Annotated in this window: 14 protein-coding genes; 8 read left to right on the top strand and 6 right to left on the bottom strand. The window is 73.9% G+C overall.

The annotated features are described in order from the left end of the window. The first annotated feature begins 14 nt into the window (after window positions 1-14). From ACFPZJ_RS25525 to ACFPZJ_RS25515, 3 genes are all read left to right on the top strand, one after another. On the top strand, window positions 15-2,600 hold the full coding sequence (locus tag ACFPZJ_RS25525; protein WP_381026004.1) for a SpoIIE family protein phosphatase: 2,586 nt from the start codon (window positions 15-17) through the stop codon (window positions 2,598-2,600). Between the two features lie 290 nt (window positions 2,601-2,890). Further along, window positions 2,891-4,288: a cytochrome ubiquinol oxidase subunit I gene (locus ACFPZJ_RS25520; RefSeq protein WP_381026001.1), complete on the top strand. Its 1,398-nt coding sequence runs from the start codon at window positions 2,891-2,893 to the stop codon at window positions 4,286-4,288. A gap of 27 nt (window positions 4,289-4,315) precedes the next feature. After that, complete coding sequence (locus tag ACFPZJ_RS25515) at window positions 4,316-5,344, top strand: cytochrome d ubiquinol oxidase subunit II (RefSeq protein WP_381025998.1); 1,029 nt, start codon at window positions 4,316-4,318, stop codon at window positions 5,342-5,344. Between the two features lie 55 nt (window positions 5,345-5,399). Here the strand turns inward: ACFPZJ_RS25515 and ACFPZJ_RS25510 are convergent, their stop codons facing one another. Further along, the gene (locus tag ACFPZJ_RS25510; protein WP_381025995.1) at window positions 5,400-5,576 is read right to left on the bottom strand and encodes a hypothetical protein; all 177 of its coding nucleotides are present in this window, start codon (window positions 5,574-5,576) and stop codon (window positions 5,400-5,402) included. Between the two features lie 163 nt (window positions 5,577-5,739). On the opposite strand from ACFPZJ_RS25510, the gene ACFPZJ_RS25505 reads away from it, so the two are divergent. From ACFPZJ_RS25505 to ACFPZJ_RS25495, 3 genes are all read left to right on the top strand, one after another. Continuing rightward, window positions 5,740-6,582 (top strand): chitosanase, encoded by an 843-nt coding sequence (locus ACFPZJ_RS25505; protein ID WP_381025992.1) that lies wholly within the window; start codon window positions 5,740-5,742, stop codon window positions 6,580-6,582. A gap of 111 nt (window positions 6,583-6,693) precedes the next feature. Then, window positions 6,694-7,710 carry a DMT family transporter gene (locus ACFPZJ_RS25500; RefSeq protein WP_381025989.1) on the top strand — a complete coding sequence of 339 codons (1,017 nt, stop codon included), beginning with the start codon at window positions 6,694-6,696 and terminating at the stop codon, window positions 7,708-7,710. 202 nt (window positions 7,711-7,912) lie between these two features. Beyond that, window positions 7,913-10,252, top strand: a complete 2,340-nt coding sequence (locus tag ACFPZJ_RS25495; protein ID WP_381025986.1) for an MMPL family transporter — start codon at window positions 7,913-7,915, stop codon at window positions 10,250-10,252. On the opposite strand, the gene ACFPZJ_RS25490 is transcribed toward ACFPZJ_RS25495, so the two are convergent. The 3 genes from ACFPZJ_RS25490 to ACFPZJ_RS25480 all read right to left on the bottom strand — a co-directional run bounded on the left by ACFPZJ_RS25490 (window position 10,193) and on the right by ACFPZJ_RS25480 (window position 14,090). Beyond that, window positions 10,193-10,960, bottom strand: a complete 768-nt coding sequence (locus tag ACFPZJ_RS25490) for a sulfite exporter TauE/SafE family protein (protein ID WP_381026657.1) — start codon at window positions 10,958-10,960, stop codon at window positions 10,193-10,195. The genes ACFPZJ_RS25495 and ACFPZJ_RS25490 overlap by 60 nt on opposite strands. Before the next feature lie 175 nt (window positions 10,961-11,135). After that, on the bottom strand, window positions 11,136-13,220 hold the full coding sequence (locus tag ACFPZJ_RS25485; RefSeq protein ID WP_381025984.1) for a DUF1996 domain-containing protein: 2,085 nt from the start codon (window positions 13,218-13,220) through the stop codon (window positions 11,136-11,138). A 177-nt stretch (window positions 13,221-13,397) separates the two neighbouring features. After that, on the bottom strand, window positions 13,398-14,090 hold the full coding sequence (locus tag ACFPZJ_RS25480; RefSeq protein WP_381025981.1) for a lytic polysaccharide monooxygenase auxiliary activity family 9 protein: 693 nt from the start codon (window positions 14,088-14,090) through the stop codon (window positions 13,398-13,400). 349 nt (window positions 14,091-14,439) lie between these two features. Between ACFPZJ_RS25480 and ACFPZJ_RS25475 the strand changes: the two genes are divergently transcribed. After that, a complete protein-coding gene (locus ACFPZJ_RS25475; RefSeq protein ID WP_381025979.1) occupies window positions 14,440-15,486 on the top strand; it encodes a YihY/virulence factor BrkB family protein in 1,047 nt (348 codons plus the stop codon). A 47-nt stretch (window positions 15,487-15,533) separates the two neighbouring features. Here the strand turns inward: ACFPZJ_RS25475 and ACFPZJ_RS25470 are convergent, their stop codons facing one another. Next, window positions 15,534-15,986, bottom strand: a complete 453-nt coding sequence (locus ACFPZJ_RS25470) for a flavodoxin family protein (protein ID WP_381025976.1) — start codon at window positions 15,984-15,986, stop codon at window positions 15,534-15,536. 114 nt (window positions 15,987-16,100) lie between these two features. Between ACFPZJ_RS25470 and ACFPZJ_RS25465 the strand changes: the two genes are divergently transcribed. Continuing rightward, the gene (locus ACFPZJ_RS25465) at window positions 16,101-16,769 is read left to right on the top strand and encodes a class I SAM-dependent methyltransferase (RefSeq protein WP_381025973.1); all 669 of its coding nucleotides are present in this window, start codon (window positions 16,101-16,103) and stop codon (window positions 16,767-16,769) included. Between the two features lie 90 nt (window positions 16,770-16,859). Here the strand turns inward: ACFPZJ_RS25465 and ACFPZJ_RS25460 are convergent, their stop codons facing one another. Continuing rightward, window positions 16,860-21,203 carry a cation-translocating P-type ATPase gene (locus ACFPZJ_RS25460; RefSeq protein ID WP_381025970.1) on the bottom strand — a complete coding sequence of 1,448 codons (4,344 nt, stop codon included), beginning with the start codon at window positions 21,201-21,203 and terminating at the stop codon, window positions 16,860-16,862. Window positions 21,204-21,216: the final 13 nt, after the last annotated feature.

The following is a 21,216-nucleotide window of genomic DNA, read 5'->3' as shown; positions in this document are numbered from 1 at the left end:
CGGGAGGACGCGACATGGATGAGGCAGCCGCCGGACCGGCCGGGGCGCGGCCCCCCGCGGAGCGCCGCCGGGACGGCGGCGACGACCGGGCCGGGGACGTGGCCCGGATCGAGGACGCCCTGGCGGGTCCGCTGATCGCTGCCGTGCAGGCCGCCCGGGGATACGGTGGGCTGGTCTACCTGCGCTCCAGGGACCGGCGTTCCCTGGTGCTCACCGTGGTGACGGGGGTGCCCCGGTCGCTGCTCAGGCCCTGGTGGCGGGTGCCGGTGGGCGGGGTCCTGCCCATGGCGGAGGCCTATCGCAGGGGCGAGGAGCTGTGGCTGCCGGACGAGCGGGCGACGATGATGCGCTTCCCGCAGTTCACGGCCGGGCTGCCGTACTCCTTCGCCTCTGCCTACCAGCCCCTGCGGACCGGTGAGGAGACCGTGGGCGTCCTGGTCGTGCTGTGCGCGGCCGGCCGCGCACCGGCCGACGCACCGACCCCCGGCGGCGCCCTGCGCCCCGCCCGTGAGGAGATGGAGGAACGTCTCACCCGCCGGGCGGGCACGGGCCCCGGCGGGTCAGGGGTCTGCTACGACAGCGAGCCGGTCAGCGTGCGGCTGCCCACGCCGACCGCGCACACGGTCCGCGTCGGGCTGTTCGACTGGGACCTGGACAGTGACCGGTGCTCCGCGGACGACGAGGCGCTCGCCGTCCTCGGTATCCGCCGGGCGGACTTCGGCGGGACGTTCTCCGACATCGTGGCCCGGGTGAGCCCGGACGACCGGCACGAGCTGCGGGCGAGCCGACAGGACGCCCTGACGTCCGGCCGGGTCGGATCCCGGCACTTCAGGGTGCTGGACGAGTCGGCGGGCCCGGACGAGATCCGCTACCGGCCGGTCGAGTTGTGGGGCCACCTGGTGCGGGGCGGCGCGGGAGCCGAGCGGCTGCTGGTGGGCGCGCTCGTCGACGCGGCGGGCGGGGTCACCGCGGCCGAGGCCGCCGAGCGGCTGCCCGACGGGATCTTCTCCCTCGACCAGGACGGCCGGGGCATCTACGCCAACCGCCGCTGCGAGCAACTGCTGGGCTGCCGGCGGGAGGAACTCCTCGGGCGCTATCCGTGGGAGGTGATCACCTGGCTGCGCGACCCGGCGTACGAGGACCGCTACCGGGCGGCGATGCTCTCGCAGGAGCCGGTGTCGTTCCTGGTGCGGCACCCCGCCGACGGCTGGCTGGGTTTCGTGCTGTACCCCGGTGTGCACGGGCTGACCGGCCGGGTCTTCCCGACCCTGCCGCCCACCGGCTCCGACCCGGTGCCCACGGCCCGGGGCGCCGCCGGAGTCGTCGCCGGGGCGGCGGCCGGGACACCGCCGCCCGAACCGGTGGCCGGGCCGCGTGCGGGAGCGCTGTACCACGTCGTGCAGATGGCGAGCGTGCTCACCGAGGCGGTCACCGTGCGGGACGTGTGCCGGGCGGTGTCCGAGCGGCTGCTGCCCGCGTTCGGCGTGGCCGAACTCGCCTTGTACACCGTCCGCGAGGGCCGGATGTACCTGCTGTGGGAGTCCGGCTACCCGGAGGGTTTCCTCCGCCCTTTCGAGGGCATCGGGCTCGACACCCGGCTGCCGGGCGTCCACGCCCTGACGACCCGGCTCCCGCTGTTCTTCGAGTCGCCCGAGGAGCTCAGCGACGCCTACCCGGGCATCGCCCTGGACCGTATGAGCGCCTGGTCGTTCCTGCCGCTGATCGCCTCCGGCCACGCGGTCGGCTCCTGCATCCTCGGCTGGGACGCGCCGCACCGGTTCACCCCCGACGAGCGTTCCGCGCTGACCGCGCTGAGCGGCCTGGTCGCCCAGGCGCTCGAGCGGGCCCGGCTGTACGACGAGGAGTCCGCCGTCGCCCGCGGCCTGCAGGAGGGACTGTTGCCGCACCGGCTGCCCGTCATCGAGGGCCTGCGCACCACCGGCCGCTATCTGCCCGGGACGCAGGGCATGGCGATCGGCGGCGACTGGTACGACGTGATCCGCACCGGCCGCGGGGTGGCGCTGGTCATTGGCGACGTGGAGGGGCACAGTGTGGGCGCCGCGGCCGTCATGGGGCAGTTGCGCAGCGCCGTGCACGCCTTCGCCGCGAGTGAGCGCCCGCCGCAGGAGGTCATCAGCCACACCAACCGGCTGCTGACCGAGCTGGAGGCGGACGCCTTCGCCACCTGCTGCTACGTCGAGCTGGATCCGCGCACCGGCCGTGCCCTGGCCGTGCGGGCCGGCCACCCTCCGCCGCTGCTGCGCCACCCCGACGGGCGCGCCGAGCCGCTGGACCTGGTGGGCGGTGTCATGCTCGGCGTCCAGCCCGACGCGGTCTATCCCGTCACCGCGCTCACCCTGACGCCCGGCAGCGTCCTCGTGCTGTACACGGACGGGCTGGTCGAGCAGCCCGGCAGCGACATCGAGACGGGGATCCAGGAGGTCCGCGACTGTCTGACACGTACGCCCTCGGACTCGGTGGAGCGCCTCGCCGACCAGTTGATCAAGACGGCCCGCCGCGCCCCGGACCGGCCGGACGACGTGGCCCTGCTCCTGACGGCGTACGGGCCGGACCAGGCCGGCGGCCGCCTGGACGGGTGAGCGGGCCGGTCGTTCCCGTTCAGGGACCACGCGGGGAAGCGCGGGGAACACGCAGGGGACACGCCCGTCCCGCTGAGGGCACCGCGGCGGGACGAGCGGGACGGCGCGTTCGCTGACGCGCCGGAGAGGGTGGGTCCGGTGCCCGTCGCGCGCAGTCGGGTGATGTGGCGGCGCCATGGTCGGATGGCTTTCCCCGGGCACGCGTCGGGGGGCCACAGTGGCTCCGCCGCGTCTTCGGCTTCGGCGCGGCCCGTGTGCGGATCCGCGACGAAGCCGCGGTGGGAGTACGGATGGTGGTCGAGGCGTCCCTGCCCGGGGGGAGCCCGGTGGCGGCGGTGTTCACGGCCGTCTCGGACGCCGACCTGGGCGCGGCGCGCATGCAGATGGCGCTGTCGCTGGGCTGGCACATCATCGTGGCGTGTCTGGGGGTGGGCATGCCCGCCATCACGCTGCTGGCCGAGTGGCGCGGGCACCGTACCGGCGACACCCACTACCGGCTGCTCGCCCGGCGCTGGGCACGGGCCATGGGCGTGCTCTTCGCGGTGGGCGCGGTCTCCGGCACGATCCTGTCGTTCGAGATGGGCCTGTTGTGGCCGGGCCTGATGGGGACGTACGGAGAGGTCATCGGCCTGCCGTTCTCGCTGGAGGGCATCGCGTTCTTCATCGAGGCGATCTTCCTCGGCATCTACCTGTACGCATGGGACCGGCTGCCGCCGGTACCGCACCTGCTGTCCGGCGTTCCCGTCGTCGTGGCGGGCGTGGCGAGCGCCTTCTTCGTCGTCACCGCGAACGCCTGGATGCAGCAGCCCACCGGCTTCGACACGGAGGAGGGGCGGATCGTCGCGGTCGATCCGTGGGCGGCCATGTTCAACCCGGCGACCCCGCCGCAGACGGTGCACATGATCCTCGCCGCCTTCATGGTGGCGGGCTTCCTGATGGCGAGCGTGTACGCCGTCGCCATGCTGCGCGGCAGGCGGGACCGCTACCACCGGCTCGGTTTTCTCGTGCCCTTCACGGTCGCGGCACTCGTCACCCCGGTCCAGATCGGCGTGGGCGACTGGGCGGCGCACTTCGTCGCGGAGAACCAGCCCGTCAAGCTCGCGGCCATGGAGGGCGTCTTCGAGACCGAGCGCGGCGCCCCGCTGCACATCGGCGGCGTGGCGGTCGACGGGGAGCTGCGCTACGCCCTGGAGATCCCCCACGGCCTGTCCCTGCTGGCGCACTGGTCCCCGGACGCGGAGATCGCCGGGCTGGAGAGCGTGCCCGAGGCGGACCGGCCCCCGGTCAACATCACCCACTGGGCCTTCCAGATCATGGTGGCCATGGGGTTCGCCCTGCTGCTGCTCGCCCTGTGGTGGGCGCTGGCCTGGTGGCGCCGCCGGGATCTGCCGCGCTCCCGCTGGTTCCTGAGAGGGGCGGCGCTGTCCGGGGTGGCCGCGGTGCTGGCGCTGGAGGCGGGGTGGGTCGTCACCGAGGTGGGGCGCCAGCCCTGGATCGTCTTCGGTGTGCTGCGCACGTCCCAGGCGGTCAACCCGGCACCCGGGCTGGTGTGGGGGTTCGTCCTGGTGAGCGTGGTCTACGCGGCGCTGACGGTGGCCACCGTGTACGTCCTGCGGCGTCTGGCCCGCGACGTGCCGGTGCCCGTAGCGCCGCAGGAACGCGATGTCACCGAGTACAAGGTCGTCTGAGCTCGCCCAGAAGGGCTGAGGAGCGTCATGCCGCTGCCGGAGATCATGCTGGTCGTGCTGTGGACCGGGCTGACGGCGTACGTGCTGTTCGCCGGCGCCGACTTCGGCGGCGGGGTGTGGGACCTGCTCGCCGGGGGCGCCGAACGGGGCCGCGCCCAGCGGGACCTGGTCGAGCACTCCATCGGCCCGGTGTGGGAGGCCAACCACGTCTGGCTGATCTTCGTGATCGTGCTGACCTGGACCGGTGTGCCCTCCGTCTTCGCCGCCGTCGCCTCGACCCTGTACATCCCGCTGACCGCGGTGGCGCTCGGCATCATCGCGCGCGGTTCGGCCTTCGCCTTCCGCAAGGTCAGCAGGAGGCTGGGGCTGCGACGGATGTTCGGCGCGACGTTCGCGTTCTCCTCCCTGGTCACCCCGTTCTTCCTCGGGACAGTGGCCGGTGCCCTCGCCTCCGGGCGCGTTCCGCCGGGCATCGCCGAGGGCGATCTGATCACCAGCTGGCTCAACCCCACCTCCGTCGTCACCGGGGCCCTGGCGGTGGGCACCGCCGCGTATCTCGCGGCCGTCTACCTCACCCGGGACGCCGAGCGCACCGGTGACACGGAGCTCACCGAGGCGTTCCGGCGGCGGGCGCTGGCGGCCGGGGTGGTCGTCGGGATCCTGTCGGCCGCCGGGCTGCTCGTGCTGCGCGCCGACGAGCCGGCGCTGTTCGACGCGTTGACGTCGGGCAGTGCCCTTCCGCTGGTCGTGCTGTCGGTGGCCGCCGGGGTGGTCTCGCTGGCCCTGCTGGCGTGGCGCCGGTCGTACCTCGCCGTGCGTCTGACGGCCGCGCTGGCGGTCGCCGGGCTGCTGTGGGGATGGGGCGTCGGCCAGTACCCCGAGCTGCTGCCCGGCGTCACCCTCGACGAGGCCGCCGCCACGGACAGCGTCCTCGCGGCCAGCCTCGGGGCCCTGGCCGTCGGCGCGGTCCTGCTGCTGCCGTCCCTGTGGTGGCTGTACGCCACGTTCCAGCGGGAGCGCGTGCGGGACGGCGAGCCGACGGGTCCGGGGACGTGAGTCGGGCCGGTCCGGATGCCCCGACGCCGCCGCACCGGCGCCGCGCCGGGCGGGATCAGCCCCTGTCGCGCAGCAGGGCGCGGACGTGGTTCTCCTGGACGGCCCGGGCCCGCCGCAGCAGTTCCGGCCTGAGTGACTCGCTGATCTGCGTGGTGGCGGTGGACGTCAGTGAGCGGCGGCCGTCCGGGGTGGCGGTCGTGGGCAGGGACGGCTCGGGGGCTTCCGGTACCAACGCCGGGCTGCCGTCGCCGCATTGCGCGCCGCCGTGGCGTCTCGTTCGACTGCACGAACTTTGCGCGCGACGGCTTCCCCGCCGATTCGCGCAGTGATAGTAAACCTTCCTGTCAGTTGGTCTCAGGTCACGGCAAGGTCCACCCCCCACCCTTGGAGGCCCCGTGAAGCATCCGTCCCGCCTGGACGCCCACGTCCCGAGCACGTCGCGCCGTACGGCCCTGGCCGTCCTGCTCGGCGCGACGCTCAGCGCCGCCCCTCTCATGAAGCCCCCGCACGCCTCGGCGTCCGTCCGTGCGGTCGGGCTCGACGACCCGGCGAAGAAGGAGATCGCCATGCAGCTGGTGTCGAGTGCGGAGAACTCCTCGCTCGACTGGAAGGCGCAGTACCAGTACATCGAGGACATCGGCGACGGCCGCGGGTACACCGCCGGCATCGTCGGATTCTGCTCCGGCACCGGCGACATGCTCGACCTCGTCGAGCTCTACACCGACCGGCGGCCCGGCAACGTCCTCGCGACGTACCTGCCGGCGCTGCGCAGGGTCGACGGCACCGACTCGCACGAGGGACTCGACCCGCACTTCCCCCGTGACTGGCGCCGCGCCGCCCGCGACCAGGCCTTCCAGCAGGCGCAGAACGACGAACGCGACCGGGTGTACTTCAACCCTGCGGTCCGGCAGGGCAAGGCGGACGGCCTGCGCGTGCTCGGGCAGTTCGCCTACTACGACGCCATCGTCATGCACGGCGACGGCGAGGACCCGACCAGCTTCCGCAACATCCGCAGGCGCGCCCTGCGCACGGCACGTCCGCCGGCGGCGGGCGGTGACGAGGTGACGTACCTGCACGCCTTCCTCGACGCGCGCGTGTGGGCCATGAGGCAGGAGCCGGCGCACAGCGACACCAGCCGGGTCGACACGGCGCAGCGGGTGTTCCTGCGCAAGGGCAACCTCGACCTCGATCCGCCGCTGGACTGGAAGGTCTACGGGGACAGCTACCACATCGGCTGAGCCCCGCGATCACCCGGGCGGCCCGCGGCGGCGTGCCGCCGGAATTGGTCCGCCATGACGGCGGGAGAGTGGACCTCGTACAGGACCGCCGTGCTTCCTAGCGTCGGTGCCATGAACGCCACCACCACGCGCGGGGTACTGCTCACCGCGCTCGCCTGCGTCCTCGTCGGCGCGTCCTTCACGGCCAACAGCGTGCTCGGCGACTACCCGTACGCGGGCGGCCAGTTCCTGCGGTACGGCCTGGCCTGCCTGCTGCTGTTCCCCCTGGCGGGCAGGGGCACGGCGGCGCGGCTGCGGGCGCTCGGGCCCCGCCGGTGGGCCCGCCTCGCGCTGCTCGCGGCCGTCGGCATGGTCGGCTTCAACCTGGCCGTTCTCGCCGCGGAGCGTTCCGCGGAACCGGCGGTGCCCGGCGTCTTCGTGGGCTGCGCGCCCGTGGTCGTCGCCGTCGTCGTGCCCCTGCTGGAGGGGCGCCGGCCCCAACGAGCCGTCCTGTACGGGGCCTTGCTCGTGGCCGCCGGTGCCTGCGTCGTGCAGGGCTGGGGACGCACGGACGGCGCCGGCATCGCCTTCTCCGGGTGCGCCCTCGTCGGCGAGGTCGGGTTCGCCGTGCTCGCGGTACCCGTGCTGCGGCCCCTGGGGCCCCGGCTGCTGTCGGCCACGGTGTGCGGCCTCGCCGCGCTCCAGTCGGCGGCGGCCGGAGCGCTGCTCGACGGTGCCGCGTGGCTGCGGCGGCCGAACTCCGTGGAGAGCGCCGCGCTGCTCTGGCAGGCCGTGGTGGTCACCGTGGTCGGGTTCGTGTGCTGGTACATGGGCATGCAGCGGATCGGCGCGGAGCGGGCGACCCTGTTCTCCGGCCTCATCCCGGTCGCGGCGGCCTGCACCGCGCCGCTGGCCGGCACCGGCTCCTACGGTCCCGCCCAGGCGGCGGGCAGTGCCCTGGTGGCCGCGGGGGTCGCCCTGGGATCGGGCGCGCTCCGGGCGGTCGGGCGGCCACGCGGGCCGGGCCGGGCCGACGGCCGCCTCGGCGCGAACGCGCCGACCGGGCGCGAACGGCCGGCCGCCGGGGTTGTGGGCCCGGGCGGCCCCGCACCGCGAGAGGACCTGCCGGCCGGCCCGACAGGGAGGTGACGGCCACCGGATCGCTCCGCGTCCGGCTTCCACCGTTCGGAGGTACGGCTCTGCGGCAGGGGGCAGGCGGCGCCCCTCGTGCGTCGCCGGGGCCGGACGGCCGCCGGGGCCCTGCCGTCGCCCCGCCCAGCGGATGCCGGGCCGGTCCCGTCGCCCTCTAATGGAGGCGCCGAACGCCTCAGCCACAGAGGGAGACACGTCCATGCCGCCCAGCCGTGCGCGTGACACCACAGAGGGGACCGGGCGGGCGGGCACGCTGCGGCGGCTCGGACAGTGGTGCGCGCGCCACTTCGTGGTCGTCATCGTCGCCTGGCTCGTCGCCCTGGTCGCCCTCCAGGTCCTGGACCGCTCCGCCGGAGGAACCTACTCCGACAACTTCTCCCTGTCCGACACACAGTCCCAGCAGGGCCTGGACGTGCTGAAGCGGCACGACCCGCAGGCGGGTGGCTACAGCAGTCAGATCGTGCTGCGCGACGAACACCGCCCCCTCGCCTCGCTGAGCTCGCAGATGTCCACCACGGTCGGTGACCTGCAGAAACTGCCGCATGTCCTGTCCGTGCAGAACCCGCTGTCCGGCTCCTCCCAGGGCCAGTCGAAGCAGAACGTGGGCCCGCTGTCCGACGACGGCAGGACGGCTTACATCACCGTCCGCTTCGACGTACAGCCATCGACGCTCGGCGACGCCTACCTCGACGGGGTCGACGACGCCGTGCAGCCGCTGCGGAGGGCCGGGGCCCAGGTGGAGTACGGCGGGCCGCTGGGCGAACTGGCCCGCCCGGCCCCCGACGACCGGATCAGCGAGCTGATCGGCTTCGCCGTGGCCGTGCTCGTGCTGCTGGCCGGTTTCGGCAGTGTGCTCGCCGCCGCCCTGCCGCTGCTGACCGCACTGGTCGGCGTCGTCACCGGTCTCGCCGTCCTGGGGCTGCTGGCGGCGGCGTTCACCTTCGCCACCGTCTCACCGACCCTGGCCACGATGATCGGGCTCGGCGTCGGTATCGACTACGCCCTCTTCCTGATCACCCGTCACCGGCAGCGCCTCATGGACGGCGCGGACCCGGTGCGGGCCGCCGGGGACGCCACGGCCACCAGCGGGCGTGCCGTGCTCGTCTCCGGCTGCACCGTGATCGTCGCCCTGGCGGGCCTCTTCGCGTCCGGCGTCGGCTTCATCGGCAAACTCGGGCTCGCCGCCGCGGTCACCGTCGTCTCGGCCGTCGCCGGCGCCCTCACCCTGGTCCCGGCGCTGCTGGGGCTGCTGGGCCGCCGCATCGACCGCTACCGCGTGCGCCGCCCCGTCGCCGAGGCCGGCACGGTGGCGGGCGCCGTACCCCAGGGCACCTGGCACCGTTACGCGCTGCGGGTGGAACGCAGGCCGTGGCGGTACCTGGGCGCGGGCGTCGCCGCGGTGGCCGTCCTGGCGATCCCGGTCTTCTCCCTCCAACTCGGCCACATCGGCGACGGCGCCGACCCCGCGTCCTTCACCGACCGGCGGGCCTACGACCTGATGACCGACGCGTTCGGCCCCGGCTCCAACGGTCCCCTCACCGTCGTCATCGACCAGAGCTCCGTACCGCAGCCGCAGCGCTCGGCGCTCGCCTCGCAGGCCCAGAAGACCCTCGACGCGGTGGACGGCGCGTCCACTGTCACGCCCCTGACCCCCACCGAGGACGGGGACGTCCTGGTCGGCACCGTCTATTCGCGGGAGTCCCCGCAGAGCGCCACGACCACCGACCTGGTGAACCGTCTGGTGGACCGCACGCTGCCCGACGCGGTCCGGGGGACGGACGCCCGGGGTTACGTCACCGGGACGACGGCCGCGCAGGTCGACTTCCGGGACATCGTGGCCAGCCGGCTTCCGCTGATCATCGGTGTGGTGGTGGGCCTGGCGTTCCTGATCATCCTGGCCGTGTTCCGGGGCCTGCTCGTCGCGGTCAAGGCAGCCGTGCTCAACGTCCTGTCGATCACCGCCTCGTACGGCGTCGTCGTGGCCGTGTTCCAGTGGGGCTGGGGCGGTCCCGCCCTCGGCGTCAACGGCGAGGTGCCCATCGAGAGTTACGTCCCGATGATGATGTTCGCCATCATCTTCGGCCTCAGCATGGACTACGAGATCTTCCTGCTCTCGCGGGTGCACGAGGCCTGGCTGCGCACCGGGGACGCCAAGGCGTCGGTGGCCCACGCCCTGGAGATCACCGCCCGGGTCATCACGTGCGCCGCGCTGATCATGGTGAGCGTGTTCGCGGCCTTCATCGTCAGCGACAACGTCGTGGTGAAGATGCTCGGACTGGGTCTGGCCGTCAGTGTCCTCATCGACGCCACCGTCGTCCGCCTGCTCATGGTGCCCGCGGTGATGACCCTGCTGGGCCGGCACGCCTGGTGGACACCGCGGTGGCTGGACAGGGCCCTGCCGCACATCGACGCCGAGGGCGAAGGGGAGGCTCCGGCCCCCAAGGCGCCCTCGCGCGTGATGGCGGAGCGGGCCACGGCGTCACATGCGCAGCAGCAGCACGATCGAGACGGCACCGACCGCCACCACGACGGTCCGTAGGACCGTGGGAGCGAGGCGACGGCCGACGCCGGCTCCGATCCGGCCGCCGAGCGCCGAGCCGGCGGCGATGAGCGCGACGGCCGTCCAGTCGAAGTCCGCGACGAAGAGGAACAGCAGTGCGGCGACGGCGTTGACGACGGCGACGAGCACGTTCTTCACGGCGGTCAGCCGCTGCAGCGACTCGTCGAGGAACACCCCCATCGGCGACACGTAGAAGATGCCCTGCGCGGCGGAGAAGTAGCCGCCGTAGACGCCGGCGAGCGCCAGGCCCGTGAAGAGCAGCGGGCCGCCGTCGCGACGGCCGGACCCACCCGTCCCCGCCCTGCGGCGGCCCACCCACCTGCCGATCAGGGGCTGGACCGCCACGAGGACGACCGCGAGCCCCACCAGTAGCGGCACGATCGCCTCGAAGGCCGCCGCGGGCAGGGTCAGCAGCAGCACCGCGCCGACCAGGCCGCCCAGCACCGCGCCGACGCTCAGCACCAGGACACGTCGGCCCTGTCCGCGCAGTTCCCTTCGGTATCCGACGGCTCCGCTGACGGACCCGGCCACCAGACCCAGTGCGTTGGAGACCGTGGCGGTGACCGGCGGCAGGCCGGTGGCGAGCAGCACGGGGAAGGTGATCAACGTCCCGGAGCCCACCACGGCGTTGACGGCCCCGGCGCCTGCACCGGCCACGAGGACCACGGCCATCTCCCACGGCGTCACCCGGCGACCGCCCCGGCGGGGCCGGCGACCAGGGCCGTCCGCCCGGCGGGCGCGGTGCGGCTCAAGCACCCGACCCTCCAGAAAAGAGCGCCCGGAACGAACGGCGGAGGGCGGCAGAACCCGTGGGAACGGGTTCTGCCGCCCTCGCCTGCCGTCGTCCGGCACCCGGGTCAGCTCATGCCGAACCCCGCCTGACGCGGCGGAGCAGGACACAGCCCGCGATCAGCAGGACACCGCCCACCGCGGCCGGCCACAACTGCGCGCCGGTCTCCGCCAGTCCGCCCCCCACGGCCTGCGGCTCGGTCTGCCCCGAGGCCACCGGGGCCTCGTCACGGGCGGTCGGTGTCCCGACGGCGGTCGGCGTCCGCCCGGCACCGGCCGCCGCGTCCGCGTCACCGCCGTCCGATCCGCCCTCACCCGGCGCGGCCGCCGTGCTGCCGGCGGTCGGGGCCGTCGTACGGGCCTTGGGTTCCGCCGTGCGCGGGGGCGTCGGCTTGCCCTCGCCCGCCGCCGGTGCGGTACCCGGGGTACCGGCCGGGGAGCCCGGGGTCTTGGCTCCCCCGTCGTCGCCGCGCTCCCCGCCCGGCTCCTCGCCCGGGTTCCCGTCCTGCGGGACCTGCGGGGCACGCGTCGGCTTCTCCTGCGGCGCCTCGGGCGTACGGGTCGGCTCCTCCTGCGGGGCTTCCGGTGTTCGCGTCGGCTCCTCCTGCGGGGCCTCCGGAGTGCGGGTCGGCTGCTCCTGCGGCTCCTCGCCCTCCCCGGCACCGTCCCCGGCACCGGCGTCGCACGTGCGGCCCTCGTTGACGCAGTCGACCATCTCCCGCATCAGGTCCCCGTCGAAGACGTTGATGAAGTCACCGTGGTCGGTGACCGGCTTGTGCAGCTGCTCCGGGAAGGAGTCCACCGCGAACAGCGGCGTCGTCCGGCCGCCGTCCTTCAGGCTCGGCGCGTCGACGTCGTAGACGAGGCGCTGCACCAGCTGCGGAATGGGCCGGAAGCCGGCCGGGCAGGTGCCGTCGGCGGCGGCGAACGCCACGTGGGTGCGGTGGTTGGCGCTGTCGATGTTGCGGCCGTCCCAGCAGCTCTGGAACCGGAAGGTACGCACCACGTCGCTGCCCTGGGGGCACAGCGGGTACTTGTCCTTCAGCTGCCGGTCCTCGAAGCCGGTGCAGCTCCAGGAGGCGTTGGCGTTCGCGGGGCCGTTGACGAAGGCCTTGGCGTCGCCGGTGATGATGCGCAGCAGCCGCGGCATGGCCGTGACCTTGCCGCGCGGGTTGCCCACGAACGTCAGCGTGACCTGCTTCGGCGTGACGATCTCACCGGCGTTGCCCTCGATGCCGCCGCCGGGGGATTCGGCGTCCTGCTCCTGGGTGCCGTTCTGCAGCCGCAGCACGGGCCAGAAGTAGGAGGACTTGTCGCCCTGGTTCTCACAGCTCGTGTCGGCGTTCGCCAGGTCCTCGTCGCTGGCGAAGGCGTCGTTGGCCTGGTTGCCGACATAGTCGTGGAAGTGGTGGGCGCCGTTGCCGACGCCCGGGGCGACGATCACGTTGTCGGAGTTGAACAGGCCGTTCTCGTTGACGCCGCAGCTCGTGGTGAAGGTGCCGCGCGAGGCGTCTCCCGTGAAACTGGGTCTGGGCACGTTCGGCTGCACGGTGGTGATGTCCGCGTAGTCGGCAGCGACGGGCCCGTTGCCCGCCTGGCCGCCGTTGCCGCCCGCCTGGTCCTGACCGCCGTCCTGCTCCTGGCCGGCGGTCCCGTTCTGGCCGCCTTGCTGGTCCGGGGCCTCGGTCGCGGTGGGCCGCACCGTGCAGGCCGCGAGCGCCTCCAGGCCCTCGGGGCGGTCCCCCACACGGTCGACGGCGACCGCGATGCGGCCGAGGGCCGCGGTCCGCTTGTCCTTCAGCGGGCCGATGATCGCGTTCTTGGCGAAGGAAGAATCCTGCCGCTGGGCCTGCGCCGAGTCCCGCAGTTGCTGGTAGGCCTTGGCGATCTGCTCGTCCAGGAGGGCGAGTTCCTTGTCGACCTCCGCCCTCGCCTGTTCGGGCACCGACGTCAGACTGCTGCCGACGTCCGGGCAGTCGATCGTGGCGCCGCCCGGCGCCGCGCTGTTCGGCCGGCCCGGTTCCCCGCCCGAGCCGCTCTCGGTCGCCGAGGCGTAGACGTTCGCCGCGACCAACCCCCCTCCGCCCAGGATCAGCGCGACCGCGGCGAACGTCGCGCGCTGTGCACCTCGTGGGCGTCTGCGCGTGTTGCGTCTCAAGGAAGTACTCCTACGCTTCGTGACGGCGGACCCGGCATGGAAGTCCCCCGCCCCATACGTAGGCGGACGCCCGCGTGTTCAAGCGCCTCTCGGATTCTTTCGGAACTCTCAGGAAGCCCCCGCCACTCCGCCACCGGTCCCCCGCCGGACACCGGGCGTCCGGCGGGGGTGCAGAGGTCAGCGGAAGGTGACGTCACTGCACAGGAAGTACGTCTGGTCCATGTGCGAGGCCTGCCAGATCGTGTAGACGACGTGGCGGCCGCTCAGACCCGACGTTCTCACCGGGATCGAGTAGTTCTGACTGGGCGCGTACGTGCCGGTGCGGGCGACCAGTTGGAGGTCCTTCCAGGTCAGCGGCTGGGTGGTGGGGTCGAAGCCCTGTCGGGTGACGTAGACGAGGAAGTAGTCCGCGCCGTGGCTGGCCTGGTCGTACAGCCGCACGGTGAAGTCGGCTCCGATGTCCGTGGTCTTCCAGGGGCCCACGGCGTCCAGGGAGTTGTAGCGGCCGCCCTCGGTGCGGCCGCCGCTGCACAGCTGCCCGTCGGGGACGACGGCCTGGAAGTCGCCGCCCGAGCCGTTGCGGTACAGACCGTTCCAGTTCCACATGGCGTTGGGGTTGTCCTGCCACGCCTGCCAGCACATCGGGTCCTGCTGCGCCATGGCCGGGTTCTGGAAGTCGCTCCCCCAGCGCAGCCAGCAGCCGTAGTTGCGGGATGCCGGGTCGACGACCGAGCCGTGGGCGCTGGCGGTGCCGCTCCCCGGGACCATGCAGAGCAGCGCGGCGGCGAGCAGGCTCAGGACGAGCGGCAGACGGGACCGGACTCTGAGGACAGGAAGAACGTGATTAAGAACATGACCATGACAAGCCATGATCTCCTTCTTTCGGATGTGGGGGTCTCCGGTTCCGCCGGACGCACGAGCCTCCGGCTTCGCCGGACGTGGGGGGCGCGGAAGCCTATGGGAGCGCTCCCACACTGCCTAGGCTGCGCCCGGGGAGGCAACCCGGCAAGCACTTGTTTGCGCCACTTCCCCACCGCGTGGCGCGTTTCGCGCGTTCGTCGCACCGGCGCCGAAGGTCGGGGGGCACCGCGGTCGTCCCGCAGCGCGGGAAGCGCTCCCGCGAGCGTCCGGGGGTGCGCGGACCCGACCGGAGGGCGGCCCGTATCGCGAGCAGGCGCGTCCGGGGCTTAGGCGTGTGGTCCGGGGTTACCCGGTGCCCATGGTGAAGCTGCACATTCCTGGACGAAAAGAACAGCACAGCGCTGATGCGCAGGCCCCGGAGGAGCCCGGGCCGGGGCCCGAGGTGGAGCGTGCCGCGCCGGACTCCCCGACACGGCTGCCCAAGGGGTCGTGGAAGGCGGTACTGAAGGGCAGTCTGCGGGAGTTCAAGGACGACGAGCTGACCGACCGGGCGGCGGCGCTGACGTACTACGGCGTGCTGTCCCTGTTCCCGGCACTGCTGGTGCTGGTGTCGCTGCTGGGCGTCACCGGCAGGTCGACCACGGAGACGGTGCTGGACAACCTCCAGCGGCTGACCCCCGGTGCGGCCCGTGACATCATCCGGGGGGCCGTGGAGCAGTTGCAGGGCAACGCCGGCATCGGCTCGGTCATGGCGCTCGTCGGCCTGGTGCTGGCGGTCTGGTCGGCGTCCGGCTATGTGGCGGCGTTCATCCGCTCGGCCAACGCCGTCTACGACATGCCCGAGGGGCGCCCCGTGTGGAAGGTCCTGCCGGTGCGGCTGGGCGTGACCGTGGTGCTGATGGTGCTGGCCGTGGTCAGCGCGCTGATCGTGGTGTTCACGGGCGGACTGGCCCAGCAGGCCGGAAACGCGCTGGGTCTCGGGGACACCGCGCTGACGGTGTGGTCGATCGCCAAGTGGCCCGTCCTCGTCGTGCTGGTCACCGTCATGATCGCGATCCTGTACTGGGCCACCCCGAACGCCAAGGTGAAGGGGTTCCGGTGGATCACGCCGGGGAGTTTCCTCGCCCTGCTGATCTGGATGATCGCCTCCGCCGGGTTCGCGTTCTACGTCGCCAACTTCGCGTCGTACAACAAGACGTACGGCACCATGGCCGGTGTCATCGTCTTCCTGGTCTGGCTGTGGATCACCAACCTGGCCATCCTGCTGGGCCTGGAGTTCGACGCGGAGACGACACGGCAGCGGGCCATCGCCGGCGGTCATCCGCCCGAGGACGAGCCGTACACGCAGCCGCGCGACACGCGGACGTGGGACGAGGAGGACCGGCGGCGACTGGAAGGGCCCTGATCCTGTCCCTTGAAGGACAGGGCTGACAAGACAGGCCCTGGGGCGGTTCAGTTCATCAGGCCGGCGGCGAGCGTTGCGCCCAGTTCCCAGCAGCGCTCGACGTCGGCCTTGTCCGGCTCGCCGGTCACGGTCACGGCGTCCGCCGCGCGGCGCCAGCCGAGGCCCGTGGTGATGGACTCGATGCCGCGCACCGCGCCCGTGACGTCGTTGCCGCCGTGCACGTAGTAGCCGAAGGGGCGGCCCCGTGTCGCGTCCAGGCAGGGGTAGTACACCTGGTCGAAGAAGTGCTTGAGGGCGCCGGACATGTAGCCCAGGTTCGCCGGGGTGCCGAGGAGGCAGCCGTCGGCGGCGAGCACGTCGGAGGCGGTGGCGGACAGCGCCGGGCGCCGTACCACCTGGACGCCCTCGATCTCCGGAGCCGTGGCTCCGGAGACCACGGCCTCGAACATGGCCTGGCAGTTCGGCGACGGCGTGTGATGCACGATCAGCAGAGTGGACACGGCCTTGACCCTGCCGTCCCGGACCCGGTGACCGCAAGCGGCCGGGCGGTCCCGGCCCCGGGGAGCGCGACACGAGATCGGCACCGTTGTGGCCGGCCAACCGGCGGTGGAAGGATGCCCGGCATCGGTACGCGGACGAGGGGAGGCCTGGTGACCGACGAGGACGGCCGACTGCGGGAAGCCGCGGTGTTCGACGCGCTCGGGGCCCGGTACGAGCAGGCGTTCGCCGGCTCCGAGGCGCACCGGGCGGAACTGGACTGGCTGCTGGCGCGGCTCGGGCCGGGCAGCCGGGTGCTCGACGTGGGCAGCGGGACGGGACGGCCCACGGCCGCCGCGCTCGCCGCCGCCGGCCATGACGTGCTGGGGATCGACTTCTCCCCCGTCATGGTCGGGCTCGCCGGACAGCGGGTGCCGGACGCCACGTTCCGCTGCGCCGACATCCGCGACGTACCGCTCGAGGACGAGGCCTACGACGCGGTGTGCGTGTTCTTCTCGCTGCTGCAGATGTCCCGCGCGGAGCAGTCGGACGTCGTGCGGCGGCTGGCGCGGGCGCTGCGGCCGGGGGGCCATCTGATCCTCGCGACCGTGCCCCTCGACGTGCAGGGCGTCGACGCGGTCTTCATGGGGCAGCCCGTACGGGTCACCAGCTTCGCCGCCGAGGACGTCGTGGCGGTGGTGCGGGCGGCGGGTCTCACGGTGCTGTCGGAGGAGACCGTGATGTTCACCCCGGCCCATGCGGAGGCCGCCCCGGAGCCCCACCTCTTCGTGCGGTGCCGACGCTGACCGTCTGAGCGGTGCGGACGGCCGCGCGCACAGAGGTAAGCCGCCGCTCCCGGGCCGTCGGCTCGACGATCCGGGGCGGCGGCTCCTCCCTCAGGCGACCGGGCGCGCGATGCCGCTGTGCAGCATCTCGCGGGCCCGCTGGACCAGGCCGTTCAGGTGCAGGGCGAGCTGGGCCGCGTTGGCGTACATGTTCCGTACCGGCTCCATGCGTTCCAGGCGGGGCGCCAGGGCCGACAGGGCGATGGCCAGGGCCACTCCCGCCCAGGCGACCGGGCCGAGCGGTGTGCAGCCGAAGAAGTGGCTGACGCCGGGGGTCTGGACGAGGGCGGCCAGGACGGCCGCGGAGCCCAGGGCCGTCGCCCACACCAGGGGGCTGTGGCGGCGGCCGGAGAGGGTCTGCACGAGCTGGGCGCCGACCACGCCGCACAGCGCCATGGTGGTCGAGCGGCGCTCGGTGCCGGGGGTGAGGCGGCCGAACAGGTACGCCGTGACCGCGCCGAGGCAGGTGGTCACGCCCCGGCGCCGGATGGTGCGCAGCAGGGGGACGCCGAGGACGTCCAGGCCCATCGGGCCGGTCGCGGCGTGTTGGGCCGTCGCCGGGTCGTCGCTCGGGGTCACCGCGACCGCCATGGCCGGGAACATGTCGGTGAGCAGGTTGACCAGCAGCAGCTGACGGGTCGACAGCGGTGAGGCACCGGCCAGCAGGGTGCCGAGCACGCTGAACCCGACCTCGCCGGCGTTGCCGCCGATGAGGATGCTCACCGCGTCGGCGACGCTGCGCCACAGCGCCCGGCCCTCGACGACCGCGTCCACCAGCACGGACAGGTCGCCCGTGGTGAGCACGAGGTCGGCGGCGTTGCGGGCGGCGGCCGAGCCGCGGGCCTCGATGCCGACGCCGACGTCGGCGGCGCGGATGGCGGCGGCGTCGTTGGCGCCGTCGCCCGTCATCGCCACGACCCGGCCGGCCTGCTGCAGCGCCTCGACGACGTGCAGCTTCTGTTCGGGCGCGACCCGGGCGACGACGCCGGCGCCGCGCAGCACCCGGACGCGCTCGCCGCGTTCCATGGCGACCAGTTCGTCACCCGTGACGACCTCGGTCTCCTCCGGCCAGCCCAGTTGGAGGGCGATCGCGCGGGCGGTCTCCGGGTGGTCGCCGGTGAGCATGACGGGCAGGATGCCGGAGCGGCGCAGCTCCGCGAGCAGGGCGTGCGAGGTGTCGCGCGGGACGTCCGCCAGGGCGACGAAGCCGCGGAACTCCAGCTCCGCGAGGTCCGCGTCGAGTTCGGCTTCGGCGTCCTGTGCCCGGCACGGCCGCTGCGCCACGGCCAGCACGCGCAGTCCGCGCCCGGCCAGCTCGTGGGCCCGGTCCATCGCGTCGTCGGGCAGGTCCCGGCAGGCGGGCAGCACGGTCTCGGGTGCGCCCTTGACGACCAGCAGCCCGTCCGCGCCCGCAACACCGTCGCGGCCGACGGCCCCAGCGTAGCCCCGGCTGGCCTCGAAGGGCAGTTCACCGACCGGGACCCAGGTCTCGTCGGGCGGGGCGGCGTCCAGGACCGCCTCGTCGGTGGCGTGCGCGACGCGGCGCCCCTCCCCCGTCTCTTCCTGCGGGCAGGCCCGTGCGGCCAGGCGCAGGATCGGCACGGCGTGCTCCGCGTCCGGTTCGAGGACGGCGCCGTCGGCGGTGGCGACCCGGACCAGGCGCAGTTTGTTCTCGGTGAGGGTGCCGGTCTTGTCGAAGCAGACGGTGTCGACCCGGCCGAGCGCCTCCAGGGTGCGCGGGGTGCGCACCAGGACGCCGCGCCGGGAGAGCCGGCGGGCCGCCGCCATCTGGGCGACGGTCGCGACGAGCGGCAGCCCTTCCGGGACGGCGGCGACGGCCACCGCGACACCGCCGCTGACGGCGCGTCGGATGGGGCTGCCGCGCAGCAGGGACAACCCGGTCACGGCCGCGCCGCCGGTGAAGGTGACCGGCAGGGCCTTGCGGGTCAGTTCCTGGAGGCGGGCCTGCACACCGGCGGGCGGCGGGGTGCGGGCGGCGAGCGTGACGGCCCGGCCCGCCTCGGTCTGCTCGCCGGTATCCACGACGAGGGCAGTGGCCCGGCCGGCGACGACGGTCGTGCCCTCGAAGACCATGCAGGCGCGTTGCGCCACCGGCGCTCCGGGCGTCGCCTCGACGGACTTGGTCACCGGCAGGGACTCGCCGGTGAGGGCGGACTCGTCGACCTCCAGTCCGTCCGCGTCGAGCAGCCGCGCGTCGGCGGGCACGACGTCGCCCGCGCCGAGGCTGATCTCGTCGCCGGGGCGGAGCCGGGCCGCGTCGACGGTGACCGTGCGGCGGTCGCCGTTCTGCTTGCGCGCCTTCGGCTGCTGCCGGGCGGCGAGCCGGGCCAGGGCCTGCTCCGCGCGCAGCCGCTGCAGTCCGCCCGCGACGGCGTTGATGTCCATGGCGCCGACGACCAGCAGCGCGTCGACGAGGGAGCCGAGCAGCGCGGAGGCGACCGCGCCGGTGGCGAGGACGGGGGTGAGGGGATCGTCGAGTTCCCGGCGCACGGCACCGGCCGCCTGCCAGGTCCAGCGGGCGGGGGCCGCGGCGGGGTTGCGGGCCAGACGTGCGGCCCGCTGCCGCGTGCGGTCGGCGAGCAGGGCGAGGCCGCTGAGCTCGGGGTCCGGCTCGGCGGGCCGCAGCCTGGCGCGTGCCTCGTCGGGCTCCAGGGCGTGCCAGGGGATGTGCAGCCGGGGCGGGGGCGGCGTGGCCCGGGCCACTCGGGTTGCTTCGATCCACCCCGTGAGCAGGGCGTTGCAGGCGGCCAGGTTCACCGGCGCGTGCCGGCTGAACGGCAGCCATCCGGGGGTGCGGGGGCTGCTGCCGCGGGCCACCATGAGCCCCGACAGGGCCGCGCCCGCGCGGGCCAGCGTCTGCGAGCGGCGGCCGACCCGCCGGGCCGCCGGGATCGCGGTCAGCATCCGCCACACGTCGGCCAGTCCGCCCGGGGCCAGCGCGTCGGCACCCCAGGCGATCGCCGCCCGTGCGTCGGTGAGCGCGATGGCCACGTCACCGGCGGGCAGCCCGTGCGCCACGTCGTCGTCACCGGTCTCGTCCAGGCGGGCGACGGTCACCACGCAGCGTCCGTCGCCCTGCAGGGTGCGTACGACGTCGCCGAACGGACGACGGGGCGGGGCGACCTCGTCGGCCAGCCGGGTGATGTCCTTCAGGTCGGAGCCGCCGGCGATGACGACGTGCAGCCCGGCCCGGCGGGCGGCGTCGAGGACGGCCTCGGCGAAGGGGTCGATGGGGTCGTCGGCCGGATCGTCGGGGGCGCAGTCGTCCGCCGAGTCGGGCCGGCGCCGGTTGCGCAGGGCGTCGGCGTGCAGGACGAGGGAGTCGGCGATCTCCAGCTGGCGCAGTCGCTCCGCGCTGCGGACGAGGATGCCGGAGCGGGCCAGGAAGGCGCCGAGGGCGGCGCTGAAGGCGGCCGGTCCGTAGCGGGCGGCCTTCGGGGAGCCGGCCAGGACGGCCTCGGCGGCCTCGTTCGGGTCGTGCATGACGAGCAGCGTGGCGAGGGCGCCCGCGAGGCTGCCGGCGCTGGCGTTGGCGGCGTACTCCTTGGCGGGGGTGACCCGCAGCGGCGGCCGGGTGCACGGCGGGCAGGGCAGGCTGGTGCGTTCCGGGAGGCAGACGTCGTCGTGCAGCGCCTCGAAGGCGGCGGCCCTGGCCACCGCCTCGGTCAGTTGCCCGGTGCGCAGCAGCCCGTCGAGGACCAGGGACACCGGTGACTGCCCCGCCCCGTGCACGGCGGCGTTGGTGGCGGCCAGGATCAGCTCCCGGCCGGTGCGGCCGAACCGCCGCCTGAGCAGCGCGCGGAAGCGGGGGTTCTCGCGCAGCAGCGTGACCGTCGCGGTGACCATGCGCGGGGAGGGCGGCAGCCGCAGGGACCGGCCGGCCAGGGCGCCGGCCGTGCCGGCGGCGTCCAGCAGCAGTCCCGCCACGGCGACCCGTACCTCACGGGGGTCGCCCGGGTGGACGGCCTCGTCCTCGTCCTCCGGTTCGGCGCCCTCGGCGAGCCCGAGGCGGGCGGCGAGCTCGCCGGCGCGCTCGGTCACGCGGTCGGTGGCCGCTTCCTCCACGGCGGTCACGACGAGACGGGACAGCCCCTCGTCCCAGTAGGCCGCCAGTACGTCCGGGTGGTCGAGCAGTTCGGCGGCCACCTTGCGGGCCAGGGCGGCGGCGTCGCCGCCGGGGTGGCGCAGCGCCACGTGGACGCGGTGCCCGGCCCGCCAGTGGGTGTCGCCGGCCAGGGCGTTGCGGGCGACGTTCCGGACGCGCCGCGTGGTGTCGTACGCGGACGTCACTCCCTGGGCTGTGGTGCGGGCGGCGCCTGCCGCCGCCCCTGCCACGGCCCCGACGAGCGGGGCCACGTCGAAGCGTGTGAGCATCTCCTGTTGTCCA

The sequence above is a fragment of the Streptomyces bullii genome (assembly GCF_042657145.1).
Taxonomy (GTDB): Bacteria; Actinomycetota; Actinomycetes; order Streptomycetales; family Streptomycetaceae; genus Streptomyces; species Streptomyces bullii.
Note: the sequence above shows the minus strand (reverse complement) of the source record. Positions and strands in the feature narration are given on the sequence as shown.

What these genes read in the sequence shown, in the direction of transcription:
- ACFPZJ_RS25465 (WP_381025973.1), top strand. Translation starts at nt 16,101, where the DNA reads ATGCCCGGCATCGGTACGCGGACGAGGGGAGGCCTGGTGACCGACGAG.
- ACFPZJ_RS25495 (WP_381025986.1), top strand. Translation starts at nt 7,913, where the DNA reads ATGCCGCCCAGCCGTGCGCGTGACACCACAGAGGGGACCGGGCGGGCG.
- ACFPZJ_RS25515 (WP_381025998.1), top strand. Translation starts at nt 4,316, where the DNA reads ATGCCGCTGCCGGAGATCATGCTGGTCGTGCTGTGGACCGGGCTGACG.
- ACFPZJ_RS25525 (WP_381026004.1), top strand. Translation starts at nt 15, where the DNA reads ATGGATGAGGCAGCCGCCGGACCGGCCGGGGCGCGGCCCCCCGCGGAG.
- ACFPZJ_RS25460 (WP_381025970.1), bottom strand. Translation starts at nt 21,203, where the DNA reads ATGCTCACACGCTTCGACGTGGCCCCGCTCGTCGGGGCCGTGGCAGGG.
- ACFPZJ_RS25520 (WP_381026001.1), top strand. Translation starts at nt 2,891, where the DNA reads ATGGTGGTCGAGGCGTCCCTGCCCGGGGGGAGCCCGGTGGCGGCGGTG.
- ACFPZJ_RS25480 (WP_381025981.1), bottom strand. Translation starts at nt 14,090, where the DNA reads ATGGCTTGTCATGGTCATGTTCTTAATCACGTTCTTCCTGTCCTCAGA.
- ACFPZJ_RS25500 (WP_381025989.1), top strand. Translation starts at nt 6,694, where the DNA reads ATGAACGCCACCACCACGCGCGGGGTACTGCTCACCGCGCTCGCCTGC.
- ACFPZJ_RS25475 (WP_381025979.1), top strand. Translation starts at nt 14,440, where the DNA reads ATGGTGAAGCTGCACATTCCTGGACGAAAAGAACAGCACAGCGCTGAT.